Genomic DNA, 14,968 nt, shown 5'->3' on the forward strand with positions numbered 1-14,968 from the left:
AATTACAATAAAAAAGGGGTATCGATAGATGAACTCAGTTTATAAAGATGATAGTTTAACACTACATACAGACCTATATCAAATTAATATGATGAAAACGTATTGGGAAACAGGAGTGTCTGAGAAGAGAGCGATTTTTGAAGCATATTTCAGAAAGTTACCATTTGAAAATGGTTATGCGATTTTCGCTGGACTAGAACGTATTGTCCACTTTATTGAACAATTACGTTTTTCAAAAACAGATATTGAATATTTACGTGGACTTGGACATTATCCAGAAGAATTCTTAACATACTTAGAGAACTTCGAATTCAAAGGAAGCATCCGCTCTGCCGTAGAGGGAGAACTCGTTTTCGCGAACGAACCACTGGTGCAAGTAGAAGGAACGCTTGCAGAATGCCAATTAATCGAAACAGCTTTATTAAATATCGTGAACTTCCAAACACTGATCGCAACAAAAGCGAGCCGTGTGCGTATGGTTTCTGGAAATGATCCAGTGCTTGAATTCGGTACTCGTCGTGCTCAAGAATTAGATGCAGCGATTTGGGGAACGCGTGCAGCATACATCGGTGGATGTGATGCGACAAGTAATGTTCGTGCCGGCAAGATGTTTGGCATTCCAGTATCTGGGACACATGCCCACTCATTAGTACAAGCGTACCGTGATGACTATGAAGCGTTCAAAGCGTATGCCACGAGTCACCGTGACTGCGTATTCTTAGTCGATACGTATGATATCTTGAAATCCGGTGTGCCAAATGCCATCCGTGTAGCCAAAGAATTCGGCGATAAGATTAATTTCTTGGGCGTTCGTATCGATAGTGGAGACATGGCGTATATGTCGAAAAAAGTTCGTCAACAATTAGACGAAGCAGGGTTTACAAAAGCGAAAATTTACGCGTCCAGTGATCTTGATGAAAAAACAATCCTCAACTTGAAGATGCAAGGTGCTAAAATCGACGTTTGGGGAATCGGGACTCGTTTAATTACAGCGTATGACCAACCAGCACTTGGCTGTGTGTACAAGCTTGTAAGTATCGAAGACGAAAACGGCGTAATGGTGGATACAATGAAGATTTCAAACAATGCGGAAAAAGTATCCACACCTGGTAAGAAACAAGTATGGCGTATTACACGTAATTCAGATGGCAAATCTGAAGGGGACTACATCGCATTATGGGATGAACGTCCAGACCACTTAGATGAGCTCTTTATGTTCCATCCAGTCTACACTTATATTAATAAAACAGTGACAGACTTCACAGCGCGTCCAATTTTACAACTGATTTTCGAAAACGGAAAACGCGTGTATGAATTACCAACACTTCAAGAAATTAAAGCGTATAAAGACGAGCAAATCGAAGCACTATGGGACGAATACAAACGTATCTTGAACCCAGAGCAATATCCAGTCGACCTCTCTCAAAAGACATACGACCAAAAATTGGCAAGTATTGCGGAAATCAGAGAAGAAGTGCGTCTTAAATCAGAACAGTTGGCCAAAGAAAACGCAAAGTAAGGGGAACGTTATGAGACCATTACAACGAAAAATTATCGAAACGCTTCGAGTGAAACCAACAATTAATCCTGAAGAAGAAATCCGTAAAACCCTCGATTTCTTAAAAGCGTATCTTGCAAAGCACCCATTCTTAAATGGATATGTCCTTGGGATTAGTGGTGGGCAAGATTCAACGCTCGCTGGGAAATTGGCGCAAATGGCAATTGATGAATTAAACGAAGAACAAGACCAAAAAGTGTATCGCTTCTATGCCGTGCGCCTTCCTTACGGGGTGCAAGCAGATGAACAAGATGCCATGGATGCGATTGCCTTTATGAAGGCAACCGACGTACTTCGCGTAAACGTGAAGGATGCGGTAGATGCGTCTGAACGCAGTATTGAAGAACTTGGAATGGAAATTTCAGACTTCAATAAAGGAAATATTAAAGCGCGTGAACGCATGGTGGCTCAATATGCGATTGCAGGCCAAACAGGCTGTGCCGTTATTGGAACAGACCATGCGGCTGAATCGGTAACAGGTTTCTATACGAAATTTGGGGACGGGGCTGCGGATATCACTCCATTATGGCGTCTTAATAAACGTCAAGGCCGTGCGATGTTACAAGTGCTGGGTGCTCCAGAGCATTTATACTTGAAAGTTCCAACAGCAGACCTTGAAGAAGACCGTCCATCGCTTCCAGACGAAGTAGCACTAGGGGTGACTTACGAAGAGATTGATGATTATCTCGAAGGAAAAGATATCAACGAAAAAGCAGCAGAGACGATTGAAAATTGGTATCGTAAGACAGAACATAAACGTCACTTACCAATTACGATCTACGATGATTTTTGGAAATAAAGATTCGAAGGCTATTCCTACCAGACAACTGGTAGGGATGGCTTTTTTGTTATATGAAAAAGTATGACGAAAACAAGGAGGAAAATTGACTTTCTATTCAAAAGTCGGTATTCTCGAATTAGCTGTAAATATCTTTAATTATATATTTTTAAAAGGATTTAGACTTAACAAGTTTCCAATGTGTTTAACACTGTTAATCATTTGTTGGAGGCACAGAAAGGGAATGTTATATGGTAGAAATCAAGAATGATCTTTTAGTAGCAACCGAACAATCTTCAATGCTTTCTAGTGCAATTTCAGAATTGGATAATAGCAATTCGGTTACGAAAGACATGCAATCTAAACTGAATGGCAATGAAAAAGCTAAGGAATTAATTGAGAAATCTTTTGATATTTCAAAGGCTGTTAGCCAAGTAATGAAGACGATGTCCAATAATCTTCTGACGACTTCTCAATCATTTCATGAAAAAGACGTACAATTGGAAAATCAAATTGATAATCTTCAACTTGGGAATAATGAGGGATTTACATTAAATGGACCAGTTAAACAATAATAAAAACAGATTGCAGAAGGAAAAAAATTCTGTTGAAAATAAAATTCGTGACAATCGTAATGCTTTAAATGAATACGAGCAAATTTCAAAAAAATCAAAACAATTGTTAGAATCAATTCTAGAAGTCTTTCACAACTCTTCAGATACTGCTACATTTCAAGAAATTTATCATTCGCAAATCCACGAAGAAAATAAGATGAAAAAAGAGTTTGAGAGTGAATACATTGCCTTGCGTAAGAAAAACATCTTACTGGAAGAACAGATTAATGATATGAAAAAGGAACAAAGAAACAGGGAAGGGAGAGAAGTTTAATGGGGATTGAGATGAATTTGGAAAGTTCTGATAATCAGGCGCAAAGTGTTAATAATGTTGTATCGAAAAGAATTCAATCCTATGGAAATATACAAAAATCTCTTTATCGATTTATTAATACAACTAGTCTACAGGGAAATGCGTATTCAGCTGCTAGAAACTATACTCATAATGTGCTGATTCCATTGCTTAAAGGATGTGTATTGTTGGATGAGGCACTTAAAGAGAGCTGTTCAAAGTTGCCTGAAGAATATCGAAGCCGTGTAGATGTGATTAGTTTAAGTGAAGATGAACTAAATAGGCAAATTATAAATGCTAATAATATGGCTCTAGACTATGAAAGATTAATCGATCAAGAAAGAGGCAAAACAAACCCCAATATTCTGAATATTATTAGTTTTGGGATTAATAAAAGTAATTATGAAAACTTAAAACAAACATTAGAAAGAAAATTAGATAAGCTGATTGCCTTTAATAGTTCTTCGGCGCAAATCTTCTCACATATTGATTTTTTGATGGATAATATTCATCAAGGCTTGCAACAGACAAAAAATGTATGGGATGCAAATAACAGAATGATTTCTGCTTCTGAAATTACATTAATGCCTTGGGCAAGTGAATTAAGTGCTGAGTGGTTGAGAAGAAAAATATTAACAGGTGTTAAGGACTTCTTGACGAATCCAGATTTCATAGAAAATAAGCTAGCGGATATTCATCCGTGGTTCAAAACAGCATTTACTGTCACAAAGAATTTTGGTAATGCTGTCACAAAAGAATACACAAGGAGTACTTTTTATACATTTGGTAATAAAGGAATTAAAGCTAATGAAAATTTAAAAGCTGCTTGGAGAATTATGAAAAAGTATGCTGCTTCCAAAAATTGGAGCTGGTATAATAACCTTGGAAGTAAGTGGAAGGGTGGAAGTTTTAATGATTTTCTCAATACGCTTCACCACTCCGTGATTGATAAAATAGCTAATTTTAAAATTGGAAACGTCTCAGTAAACAAAATTAGCAAACTGATTGGTAATATAACTGAACCGATTAAATCAGGGATAGAAAAGATAGGAACAGTAATCAAAGAATCAAAGCTATTTGGCAAGTTAAAATTTTTAGGAAAAATGGCAAAGATAGCTGGATGGGTCTCCATGGGGGTAGATGCCACCATAACTACAATTACAGAGTATAATAATCAGAATAGCAGAGCATACAAGAATGAAGGGAAGTCTCTTATTCATGCGTCGGTTTCGCAACTTAAGAGTGCTGGACCTATAGAAGGTGCGATATTTGGATCGATGATAGGTGGGCCTTTAGGGGCTATTTTAGGATTGGCAGCAGGAGCATTCAACACCTTATGGGGTATAAAAAATGGTCAAGAGAAGGAAGAAAAATTCTCAGATTTTCAGAATTTTCTAGACGATACGTACGATGTGATTTCAAATTCTGTTGTTGGAAAAAGTATTTATGAGTTTAAAGAAAATATAAAACAAACCATAGGAAATGCAGTTAGTGGAGCGTTAGATTCTATAGTAGATGTGTTTAGAGGAGGAGTAGAAAATGCGCGATAGAAACAGTGTCTTTGGGGCAAGTTTTGAGCAATCGAAAAGAATCGTTCCAAGAAGGTTTGTAACCGAAGACGGTGCTCAAATGGGAGTCTCTGTTTCGATGAATTTTTGGAAAAGAGCGCTTGGGTTAGTTGGATTAATGTTTAGTGCGCTATTTTATATGCTTGGCGTTTCGTGGCCAGATGGTATTAGACATTCGGTTCAGAATCAACAGTCAGTTTCTAGTGTTTTAGTTGGCGACGTAGGTCATTTATTGCGTCCTATAGTATTGACAGCGATAATCCTATTTTCAGCATTAATTATCCTTAATTTGATTCCTAAATTGAATTATGCCTTTCAATTGCTGTATGCAACTTTAGTATTAATTGCTTTCTTCTGCCTATGTTTTATTGGTTCGTTACCACTTTCCGTAGGGTTGACTATTGACGCCTTTGGTTGGATTGCGTTTGGTATTCAACTTCTTTTATGTATTTTTCTATTTAAAAAACTATTTTTAAATCAAGTAAAACGATTTAAGGATGAACTATATAATCGAAAAGAAGTTGAGGTTGAAGATTGGGAAGAAACTATTTCGAAACTTTTAAAAAGATACGGTGGAATTCTTTTAGGGTTAGCAATCTTAAATCGTTGGACGTTTAAGATTGGAGAGAACTTTTCAGCCAATACAGATTTAGGTAATTTCTTATTCGGATTTGTATTTCTTGGTATGATTTACTTATTCTTTTTCGTAGGTGGATTAGTATTCAAAAATTTTATTAGAGGATTTTACTTCTTTAAATACCGAAATGAATACAGAGAGTACTTTAATATTACCAATGAACAGTGGTACGGAAAGTTTCGTGCAAGATTTATGTCAAAACAAAAATGATTAGTAGAGGAGAATGAATATGACACAAGAATTATTACCTTTAGGAAGTGTTTTATATTTAGAAGGAGCGACTAGTAAACTAATGGTAGTTGGTCGTGGTCCTGTTTTTGAATCGGATAATGAGCCAGTTTATAGTGATTATGTTGGAGTTGTATATCCAGAGGGAATCAATCCAGAGGATGCAATCTTTTTTAACCACGAAAATATTGATAAGGTGGTTTTTGAAGGCTTTAAGGATGAAGAAGAGGAACGCTTCATGGAAGTATATAAAGAATGGGAAAGTAAATTAGAAGTTAAAAAATTAAAAATGTAATATGCAGTGAATAGTACTATCTTCTGAAAACTGAAAGCTATTCCTATCAGGCAACTGGTAGGGATGGCTTTTTTGTTGGAAAAAGCAGGGTGAGGACTATGGAAAAACGTTGACATTTTAACAAAAACTGATATCTTAAGAACTATGAGAAGTTTGAGTAGAATGATGGGAATGGCTCAAACAAGAAAGAGAAGGATTAGAAAAGGGGATTGATGATGCAAACAAAAAACAAACTCTTTGGGGCGAGTTTTGAGCAATCTAAGAGAATCGTCCCAAGACAGTTTGCAACCGAAGATGGCGCTCAAATGGGAGTTTCTGTTTCTATGAGTTTTTGGAAGAGAGTGTTTGGGCTAGTTGGATTAATGTTTAGTTTTATTGCTTATGGAGCGGGGATATATATGACCGATGGTTTCAGAAATTCAACAGATAGTGTTCAGGTCATTTCTGAAAGCACGGGAGCATTGATTGGAGAAATAGGGGCTTATTTTCGCCCAATCAATTTGGTATTAGTAATTTTATTTACAGCACTAATAATTTTAAATATTATCCCAAAATTTAATTATGCGTATCAATTAATATATGGAAATTGTTTATTATTAATATTCGGGTTACTAGCAATTTTTTCTTCGTTACCTCTGTTAATTGGTTTAACAATTGGAGCATTCGGAACACTCGCATTTATTGTTCAACTAATCTTTTTGGGTTATTTAGTTAAGATACTTATTGTCAATGTAATGAAGGAAGTTAAGACTTCCCTTTATAATGAAAACGAAATAAAAGATAAAGATTGGGGAACTCCTATCAATAATTTTGTAAAAAGATATGGTGGAATATTATTAGGATTATCTATTCTAAATCGTTGGACTTTTAATTTTGGTGAATTTAGTAAAGATAATCCAGGGCTTATGAGTTTTTTGTCTGGCTTCTTATTTTTACCTCTTATTAGTCTCTTTTTACTTGCAGAAGGCCAGCTTTTGAAAAATTTTGTAAAATCCTTTTATTTCTTTAAATATCGAAAAGAATATAGAGAGTACTTTAATATTACAAACGATCAGTGGTATGGAAAGTTTCGTGCAAGATTTATGTCGAAATAAGTTGATTTGGAGAGGGAAAATTAATTATGCAAGGGAAAAATAAACTTTTTGGGGCAAGTTTCGAGCAATCAAAAAGGATTGTAAAAGATGATATTCTGACAGAAGAGGGTACGCAGATTGGATCATTTTCTTCTATGAGTTTTTGGGAGAGAGTTTCTTTGTTAGTGTTTTTAGCGGCTGATATTATTACTTATGGTGTAGGGATTCACTTTCCGGATAGTTTAAGAGATGCACCTGCGAGTATTCAAGTGGCTTCTGAAAGTACAGGTGCGCTAATTGGAGAAGTAGGGTTTTACCTTAGACCAATTATTCTAGGGGCTATTATTTTGTATACAGTATTAGTTGTTTTTAATATTTTCCCAAAAATAAATTATGCACATCAATTATTATATGGAACGATTTTTATAATCTCGTTTATCTTTGTTATTGCAGTAGCTACATTACCTTTAACAGCTGGATTAACGATTGGAGCATTTGGAATGCTTGCCTTTATAGTGCAATTAGTTGTTTGTGTCTTTCTATTCAAATTGTTTATTGTGGATGGAGTAATAGAAATTAAGAATATACTATATACTGAACTAAAAACGGAGACCAAGAATTGGGGGACTCCATTGGTTTATTTTATAAAGAAATATGCGGGAATATTAATTGGATTGTCTGTTTTAAATCGTTGGACATTTAATTTTGGCGAATTTAGTAAGGATAATCCAGGGCTTATGAGTTTCTTGTTTGGATTGTTATTTTTGGTGTTTACATTCGTATTTCTCTTAATGGGTGGAGTAACTATTAAGATGGTTATGAGAGCATTTTACTTCTTCAAGTATCGTAAAGAATACAGAGAGTACTTTAATATTACTAATGAGCAGTGGTATGGAAAGTTCTTTGCTAGATTTATGTCGAAATCATAATTGTTAGACTATCCTTTTATGGGATAGTCTTTCTTTGCTATTTCAAGTTGAGACTCTATTGAATTTCAAAGGTGGAATGCTATAATAAAGTTGTAGAATGTCGGTTTTAAAAGGTTTGAGTCTCATTGGAGGTGCTCTATATGGATGTAGGATTACCAGTGATTCTTGGAGGATTTGTACTAGCAGGAGTCTTTATCTACGCTTGTTACTGGGTCATTCGATTAGCGGTTCGTCACGAGCTTGAGAGAGGGAACCGGTTATAGGATGTTCCAAAAAAGTGAGGAGAGGCAACTCTCCTCTTTATATCGTAAAGAGGAATTTCTACGGTAAGATAGGGAAGATTTTATAAACTAAAATGAATTTAGCTATTTAAAGACCTCTAAATTTTTGTTAGAATAGAGTTGAGCAGTTGTTCATGTTTTTAGAACCCTTTTATGAAAGGGAATACAGGGAGGTATTATTTATGAAAGTTATTGTTGTAAAAACTCAAGAAGAGGGAGCAAAAGCAGCTTTTGAGGTGTTTAAACGTGCACACGGCGAAGGAGCGCAAGTATTTGGGTTGGCAACTGGATCAAGTCCAATTGGGTTATATGAATTACTTAGAAATAGCGATTTAGATTTTTCAGATCGAGTGTCCGTAAACTTAGATGAATATGTCGGATTAGCGCCAACAGATGAACATAGCTATCATTATTTCATGAAAGAGCAATTATTCAACGCAAAACCATTCAAACATAGCTATTTACCAGATGGATTAGCCAAAGATGTCGATGCGGAAGTAGAACGCTATGAACGTATTCTTCAAGAAAATCCAGTGGACTTACAATTGTTGGGAATTGGAAGTAACGCACATATCGGATTCAATGAGCCAGGTACGCCGTTTACACAACGCACACATAAAGTTCATTTAACAGAGTCAACGATTGAAGCCAACAAACGCTTCTTCGAAAAAGAAGAGGATGTTCCACGCTATGCCTATTCAATGGGATTACAATCGATTATGGATGCAAAAGAAATTGTACTGATTGCATTCGGACCTAAGAAAATTCATGCGATTAAAGGCTTAGTAGAAGGCCCAATTACAGAAGAGGTTCCAGCAAGTATCTTACAAAAACATCCAAAAGTGACTGTGATTTGTGATGAAGCAGCTGCAGCATTATTAACAAAATAAAGAGTTTGAAAGGGCGTCTTCCAAGGCAACAGAAGGCGCCTTTTTCTGCTTTTAAAAGAGAGATAATCAGCTGATTTAAGCAGGTAAAGGCTTGTTTTCAAAAATTTTCTGAAAAGTTTTTGGTAAACCTAAAAAAACACTTGACGAAATTATTTTTTTAGGGTAACCTAATAAATGTAGAATCTACATAAATGAGAGGATGAATTCATTGATTACGATTAAAAATGTTGGGGTATCATACGCGATGCAACCACATGTGTTAAAAGATTGTAATGCAACCATTGAAGGACCCACTATTACCGGGATTATCGGGCCAAATGGTGCAGGTAAATCAACATTATTAAAAGCAATATTAGGACTGATTCAATCATCAGGAGAAATTCTGATTGATGGAGAACCCACAAAAAAAGTATTACAAAAAATCGCCTATGTCGAACAAAAGAGTCAGATTGACTTTACATTTCCAATCACTATTCGTGAGTGTGTTGCTTTAGGAAGAACTGTTAAAAAGAAACCATTGCAACGATTGACGAAAGAAGATTGGGAAAAGGTCGATGCAGCCATTGAAGAAGTGGGATTAACTGATTTAGCATCTCGCCAAATCGGGGCTCTTTCTGGTGGTCAATTCCAACGTGTATTATTAGCACGTTGTATGGTTCAAGAAGCACAATATATTTTCCTTGATGAACCATTTGTAGGGATTGATATGCTTAGTGAGAAAGTCATTATGACGATTATCCGTAAATGGAAAGAGGAAGGAAAGACTATTTTAATGGTCAACCATGACTTATCGAAGGTGAAAGAATACTTTGACCAGGTGATTCTTGTCAAACACGCGATTGTAGCCTCTGGGAAAACAGAAGACGTATTCATTAAGAAATACTTAGATGATGTATACGGCGGTAGTGTGTATATTCCACAAGGGGGTGAGCAGCATGCATAATTTCTTTGAAGGATTAATGGAATTCCATTTCCTACAAAATGCGTTTGTTTCAGCAGTCGTGATTGGTGCGGTTGCCGGAATTTTAGGATGCTTCATCATTCTAAGAGGAATGTCATTAATGGGGGACGCTATCTCTCACGCGGTATTACCGGGTGTAGCGTTGTCGTATATTTTAGGCATTAACTTCTTTATCGGAGCCCTCGTGTTCGGGTTATTAGCATCATTCCTAATTGCGTTTGTGAATCAAAATAGTACTATCAAAGGCGATACCGCTATTGGGATTACTTTTAGTTCGTTTTTAGCGTTGGGAGTTATTTTGATTGGTGTGGCGAAGAGTTCAACAGACTTATTCCATATTTTATTCGGGAATATTTTAGCCGTACAAGATATTGATTTACTCATTACATTGGTGGTGAGCGTGATTGTAGTCGTCGTTATTTTAGCGTATTTTAAAGAATTACAAGTAACGAGTTTTGATCCAGTTTTCGCTCAATCTACAGGGATGAACGTACAGTTTTATCATTACTTATTGATGTTCCTATTAGCACTAGTATCCATTACGGCAATGCAAAGTGTAGGGACAGTCATGATTGTGGCACTACTAATTACCCCTGCAGCAACAGCGTATTTATATTCAAATCGTCTAAAAATAATGCTGATTTTAGCCGCGATATTTGGTTCATTATCATCCATATTAGGATTGTTTATTGGATATACGTTTAACATCGCTATTGGGTCAACCATCGTATTAACAGCAGCAGCACTTTTTGTCGTAAGCTTTATTATTTCACCAAAACAAAGAGAAAGAAGGAAATCTCATGAATAGTATAAAGAAACTTTTAGTAGCTACTCTTGTTGTCTTAGGGATTGCAGGATGCGCTACTGGTAAAGAGAATAGTTCTCAAACGACATCTGCAACGGCAGAAAACAAAAAAATACAAGTAGTGACAACAAACTCTATTATTTATGATATGACAAAAAATATCGCTGGAGATTTAGTGGATTTACATAGTATCGTTCCAGTAGGGCAAGACCCACACGAGTATGAACCATTACCAGAAGATGTTCAAAAGGTTCAAAAAGCAGACTTGATTTTCTATAATGGAATTAACTTAGAAAATGCTGAAGATGCATGGTTTACAAAAATGGTTAAAAATGCAGGTAAAGTTGCAGATAAAGACTATTTTGCAGTAAGTGATGGTGTTGATGTAATTTATCTTGAAGGGGAAAATGAAAAAGGTAAAGAAGACCCTCATGCATGGTTAAATATCGAAAATGGTGTGATTTATGCTAAAAACATTGCAAAACAATTAATTGCAAAAGATCCAAAGAACAAAGAAACATATGAAAAGAATTTAGCAGCTTATGTTGAAAAGCTAGAAGCGTTAGATAAAGATGCTAAACAACGTATCGCAAAAATTCCTGAAGAAAAACGTTTAATCGTAACAAGTGAAGGCTGCTTCAAGTACTTCTCTAAAGCTTATGATATTAAATCAGCGTATATCTGGGAAATCAACACAGAAGAAGAAGGAACTCCAGAACAAATCGCAAACTTAGTACGTCAATTACGTGCGTCAAAAGTTCCATCATTATTCGTAGAAAGTAGTGTGGATGACCGTCCAATGAAAACTGTATCTCAAGAAACAGGTAAACCAATTCACTCTACAATCTTTACGGACTCAATTGCTGAAGAAGGAAAAGATGGAGACAGCTACTACAGCATGATGAAATGGAACCTAGATAAAATCATTGAAGGTTTAAGCAAATAATCAAGAAGAGCTTCTTAGATTTCTATTCGATTCGTTGGATAGAATCTGGGGGGCTCTTTTATTTTGGAAAATCAGATAAAAAATCAAATAAAGAATGACGAGGTGAAGAAGATGAACAAATTTTTGAGAGTACTGTTTATAATACTATTCGTGGCGATGGGAGGCGCGATGATTTATCAAATTTTCTTTCCTGAGGTGATGGGAGCTCACTCGGGATACGGGGTTGCTGTTGGTTGGCAACGAGAAATTGGTTTTTGGAATTTGGCGGTTTTGATGATTTTAGTGGCCGTTAATGTTAAGTATGATTGGTTTTATTTAAGAGTCGTTTTAGGAGCACTAATGGTAGGCGGATTAGGGATTGGTACGAATCATCTTCTTGCTTATTTGGAGGGAGCTACCTTCGTCAATCTCGTTGGGGCAATTGAAAACTATGTGCTTGTCATTGGTTGGGTGATTGGGTGGAAATTGCAAGAAAAGATTGAGACGAGTAGGGAGCATGAAAGAAAATAAAACCATATTTTAATGATTTTCTCATTTTTCAATTGACAATCCAAAAAAATAGGTCTAAAATACAAAACAACTTAAATACTTAAATTCATTGACAAAGAGAGTACAGAATTTTGGCGTCGAAAGCGAGATGAGGTAGAGTGGAAGCTCATCGGATTAGAAATTCTGGAAGCGCACTTTGTAGAAAAGATGGAGAAATTAGTATCCATCTTCGCAGGACATGCGTTATCAAGCAAAAGGATCGGGAAGCAATTCCCCGTCAAAATAGAGTGGTACCACGACAGACATCGTCTCTTATGCGTTTAGCATAAGGGGCGTTTTTATTTTATAAGGAGGTTTCAAATGAAGAAGATTATCGCAATGCTTATGCTAGTAGTTAGCTTACTGGCAGCATGTACCCAACAACCAACAACAGAAAATAGTACAGGATCGGCAGTGTTAGATAGAATTTATACGAAGAAGAAAATTGTTATCGGGACGACTGCTGACTATCCCCCTTTTGAATGGCATTATGTGAAAGATGGTAAAGATTCCGTAGTGGGAATTGATATCGATATTGCTAACGCTCTCGGGGAAGCTTTAGGAGTAGAAGTAGAAATTAGAGAAATGGAATTTAACTTCTTGATTGCGGCGATGAAAGCTGGAAAAGTAGATTTAGTTCTCGCTGGAATTACTCCTACTGAGGAGCGTAGTAAAGAAGTGGCGTTCTCTAATATTTACTATGATTCCCATATGGTCGCTGTGGTGAAGAAGACGGATGCGGATAAATATACAACGATCGATGCTTTCGATGGAGCAAATGTTGGAGCTCAAAAAGGAACTTCGCAAGAGGGAATCGTGAAGGATACATTAACGGGTGCCAATTTGACCTCTCAACCAAAGAATCCTACTTTGATTTTAGCACTTCAACAAGGAAAACTAGACGCCGTGATTATGGATAATATTGCTGCTGATGAATTTGTGAAAGCGAATAGTGACTTGACAGTGGCTTCTGTTGAGATTCCAAGTGAAGATGCGGGAACTGCAGCAGTCGCACAAAAAGGGAATGAAGTCTTCCTTAAAAAAGTTCAAGAGGTACTCGATGCATTGGAAGCCTCAGGAAAACTGAAAGAATCGATTATTCGCAATACGAATTTAATGTCTGAATAGAAAGAAGGAAAAAATATGGAATTAATCATCAAATATTGGCCCCTGTTTATGGAAGGGGCGACAACAACGATTTTGCTATCATTTTTCTCAGTCGTAGTAGGGGTTGGCTGTGGGACTCTAATGGCTCTTGCTCGTTTGAGTTCTCATAAGGTTTTATCGAATGCAGCGAAAGTGTACATTGATATTATTCGTGGAACTCCTCTATTGGTTCAATTGTACTTAGTCTATTTTGGACTCGCAACCGTCCTTGATTTAAATGATTTCTTATCAGGAGTGATTGCGGTATCTGTAAATACGACAGCCTATATCGCTGAAATCATCCGTAGTGGGATTCAATCAGTGGATAAAGGACAAATGGAAGCCGCTCGTTCGATGGGGATGCCGAAAGGAATGGCGATGCGCCAAATTATATTACCACAAGCGATGAAAAATATTTTGCCAGCCATCGGGAATGAATTTGCAACCTTAATTAAAGAAACCTCCATCGTCTCTTTAATCGGGATTCATGATTTAATGTACAGCTCGGATACGGTTCGTGGGGCAACCTTTACCGTATTTATTCCACTCTTAATGACGGCGTTCTTATACTTTGTCATGACAACGACGATAGCATTCTTTATGGACAAACTAGAAAGGAAGTTACAAGCCAGTGATTAGAACAGAAGAGATTAAAAAACAATACGGCGACAAGCAAGTCTTAAATGGGATTACAACTCATATCGAACAAGGAGAAGTGCTCGTGATTATCGGGCCTTCTGGGTCGGGAAAATCCACTTTCTTACGTTGCCTAAACTTATTAGAAGAGCCTACTAGCGGGAAGGTATTCTTCAAAGATCAATGCATTAATGAAAAAGGAGTGGACCTCGATAGCGTACGCCAACACTTAGGAATGGTGTTCCAGCATTTCAATTTATTCCCGCATTTAACCGTATTAGATAATATCACGATTGGCCCCATCCAATTGAAGAAAATCGACAAGGCGGTCGCAGAACAAAAAGCACATGAGCTTCTTGAGAAAATGGGCTTAGCCGATAAAGCAGATGTGTATCCGAACTCCTTATCTGGGGGACAAAAACAAAGAATCGCGATTGCACGTTCGCTTGCGATGGAACCAGATGTGCTCTTATTCGATGAGCCTACTTCAGCGCTAGACCCAGAGATGGTCGGTGAAGTACTCAACGTGATGAAGGAACTCGCAGCAGGCGGCATGACCATGGTTGTCGTAACGCACGAAATGGGATTTGCCCGTGAAGTAGGAACGCGTCTAATCTTCATGGACGGTGGTGTGATTGTAGAAGAAGGCCATCCAAAAGAGGTCCTAGAACATCCACAAATGGAACGGACACAATCGTTCTTATCGAAAGTATTAATCTAATAGAAGAGAAGTCTTATCTGCGATGATGTGGATAAGGCTTTTTTTATTGAAAAAGATTCCATCCAAACCAAAGATGTTTCCA

At 36.9% G+C, this 14,968-nt stretch carries 18 protein-coding genes and 1 other annotated feature; all 18 genes read left to right on the forward strand.

Annotated features, from left to right (window positions below):
• Nucleotides 1-28 precede the first annotated feature (28 nt).
• The 18 genes from HMPREF3103_RS04350 to HMPREF3103_RS04430 all read left to right on the forward strand — a co-directional run bounded on the left by HMPREF3103_RS04350 (nucleotide 29) and on the right by HMPREF3103_RS04430 (nucleotide 14,886).
• A complete protein-coding gene (locus HMPREF3103_RS04350; protein WP_070437507.1) occupies nucleotides 29-1,519 on the forward strand; it encodes a nicotinate phosphoribosyltransferase in 1,491 nt (496 codons plus the stop codon).
• A gap of 10 nt (nucleotides 1,520-1,529) precedes the next feature.
• On the forward strand, nucleotides 1,530-2,357 hold the full coding sequence (gene nadE / locus HMPREF3103_RS04355) for an ammonia-dependent NAD(+) synthetase (protein ID WP_070437510.1): 828 nt from the start codon (nucleotides 1,530-1,532) through the stop codon (nucleotides 2,355-2,357).
• 230 nt (nucleotides 2,358-2,587) lie between these two features.
• Nucleotides 2,588-2,911 (forward strand): TIGR04197 family type VII secretion effector, encoded by a 324-nt coding sequence (locus HMPREF3103_RS04360; protein WP_070437512.1) that lies wholly within the window; start codon nucleotides 2,588-2,590, stop codon nucleotides 2,909-2,911.
• Entirely contained in the window at nucleotides 2,892-3,224 is a 333-nt protein-coding gene (locus tag HMPREF3103_RS04365) for a DUF3958 family protein (RefSeq protein ID WP_070437514.1), read from the forward strand. Before HMPREF3103_RS04360 ends, HMPREF3103_RS04365 begins: the two co-directional genes overlap by 20 nt.
• Nucleotides 3,224-4,792, forward strand: coding sequence for an LXG domain-containing protein (locus HMPREF3103_RS04370; protein WP_070437517.1), 1,569 nt, complete (start codon nucleotides 3,224-3,226; stop codon nucleotides 4,790-4,792). The genes HMPREF3103_RS04365 and HMPREF3103_RS04370 overlap by 1 nt, the downstream gene beginning before the upstream one ends.
• Nucleotides 4,782-5,657: a hypothetical protein gene (locus HMPREF3103_RS04375; RefSeq protein ID WP_070437522.1), complete on the forward strand. Its 876-nt coding sequence runs from the start codon at nucleotides 4,782-4,784 to the stop codon at nucleotides 5,655-5,657. Before HMPREF3103_RS04370 ends, HMPREF3103_RS04375 begins: the two co-directional genes overlap by 11 nt.
• 19 nt (nucleotides 5,658-5,676) lie before the next feature.
• The gene (locus HMPREF3103_RS04380; RefSeq protein WP_070437525.1) at nucleotides 5,677-5,970 is read left to right on the forward strand and encodes a DUF4176 domain-containing protein; all 294 of its coding nucleotides are present in this window, start codon (nucleotides 5,677-5,679) and stop codon (nucleotides 5,968-5,970) included.
• A gap of 212 nt (nucleotides 5,971-6,182) precedes the next feature.
• Complete coding sequence (locus tag HMPREF3103_RS04385; protein ID WP_148128805.1) at nucleotides 6,183-7,064, forward strand: hypothetical protein; 882 nt, start codon at nucleotides 6,183-6,185, stop codon at nucleotides 7,062-7,064.
• 26 nt (nucleotides 7,065-7,090) lie between these two features.
• Entirely contained in the window at nucleotides 7,091-7,972 is an 882-nt protein-coding gene (locus tag HMPREF3103_RS04390) for a hypothetical protein (RefSeq protein WP_070437532.1), read from the forward strand.
• A gap of 140 nt (nucleotides 7,973-8,112) precedes the next feature.
• Entirely contained in the window at nucleotides 8,113-8,235 is a 123-nt protein-coding gene (locus tag HMPREF3103_RS09685; protein ID WP_255202262.1) for a hypothetical protein, read from the forward strand.
• 200 nt (nucleotides 8,236-8,435) lie between these two features.
• Nucleotides 8,436-9,143: a glucosamine-6-phosphate deaminase gene (locus tag HMPREF3103_RS04395; RefSeq protein ID WP_070437534.1), complete on the forward strand. Its 708-nt coding sequence runs from the start codon at nucleotides 8,436-8,438 to the stop codon at nucleotides 9,141-9,143.
• 208 nt (nucleotides 9,144-9,351) lie between these two features.
• On the forward strand, nucleotides 9,352-10,086 hold the full coding sequence (locus tag HMPREF3103_RS04400) for a metal ABC transporter ATP-binding protein (protein ID WP_070437537.1): 735 nt from the start codon (nucleotides 9,352-9,354) through the stop codon (nucleotides 10,084-10,086).
• Entirely contained in the window at nucleotides 10,079-10,912 is an 834-nt protein-coding gene (locus HMPREF3103_RS04405; protein ID WP_005607400.1) for a metal ABC transporter permease, read from the forward strand. The genes HMPREF3103_RS04400 and HMPREF3103_RS04405 overlap by 8 nt, the downstream gene beginning before the upstream one ends.
• Nucleotides 10,905-11,855, forward strand: coding sequence for a metal ABC transporter substrate-binding protein (locus HMPREF3103_RS04410; protein WP_070437540.1), 951 nt, complete (start codon nucleotides 10,905-10,907; stop codon nucleotides 11,853-11,855). The genes HMPREF3103_RS04405 and HMPREF3103_RS04410 overlap by 8 nt, the downstream gene beginning before the upstream one ends.
• A 111-nt stretch (nucleotides 11,856-11,966) precedes the next feature.
• Entirely contained in the window at nucleotides 11,967-12,365 is a 399-nt protein-coding gene (locus HMPREF3103_RS04415) for a hypothetical protein (RefSeq protein WP_070437795.1), read from the forward strand.
• 79 nt (nucleotides 12,366-12,444) lie between these two features.
• Nucleotides 12,445-12,660: a binding site (T-box leader), on the forward strand.
• A 44-nt stretch (nucleotides 12,661-12,704) separates the two neighbouring features.
• A complete protein-coding gene (locus HMPREF3103_RS04420; protein ID WP_070437543.1) occupies nucleotides 12,705-13,511 on the forward strand; it encodes a transporter substrate-binding domain-containing protein in 807 nt (268 codons plus the stop codon).
• Nucleotides 13,512-13,526: 15 nt separating this feature from the next.
• Nucleotides 13,527-14,168 (forward strand): amino acid ABC transporter permease, encoded by a 642-nt coding sequence (locus HMPREF3103_RS04425; protein ID WP_070437546.1) that lies wholly within the window; start codon nucleotides 13,527-13,529, stop codon nucleotides 14,166-14,168.
• Entirely contained in the window at nucleotides 14,161-14,886 is a 726-nt protein-coding gene (locus HMPREF3103_RS04430; protein ID WP_070437549.1) for an amino acid ABC transporter ATP-binding protein, read from the forward strand. The genes HMPREF3103_RS04425 and HMPREF3103_RS04430 overlap by 8 nt, the downstream gene beginning before the upstream one ends.
• The last annotated feature ends 82 nt before the right edge of the window (nucleotides 14,887-14,968 follow it).

The sequence above is a fragment of the Granulicatella sp. HMSC30F09 genome (assembly GCF_001806915.1).
GTDB lineage: Bacteria > Bacillota > Bacilli > Lactobacillales > Aerococcaceae > Granulicatella > Granulicatella adiacens.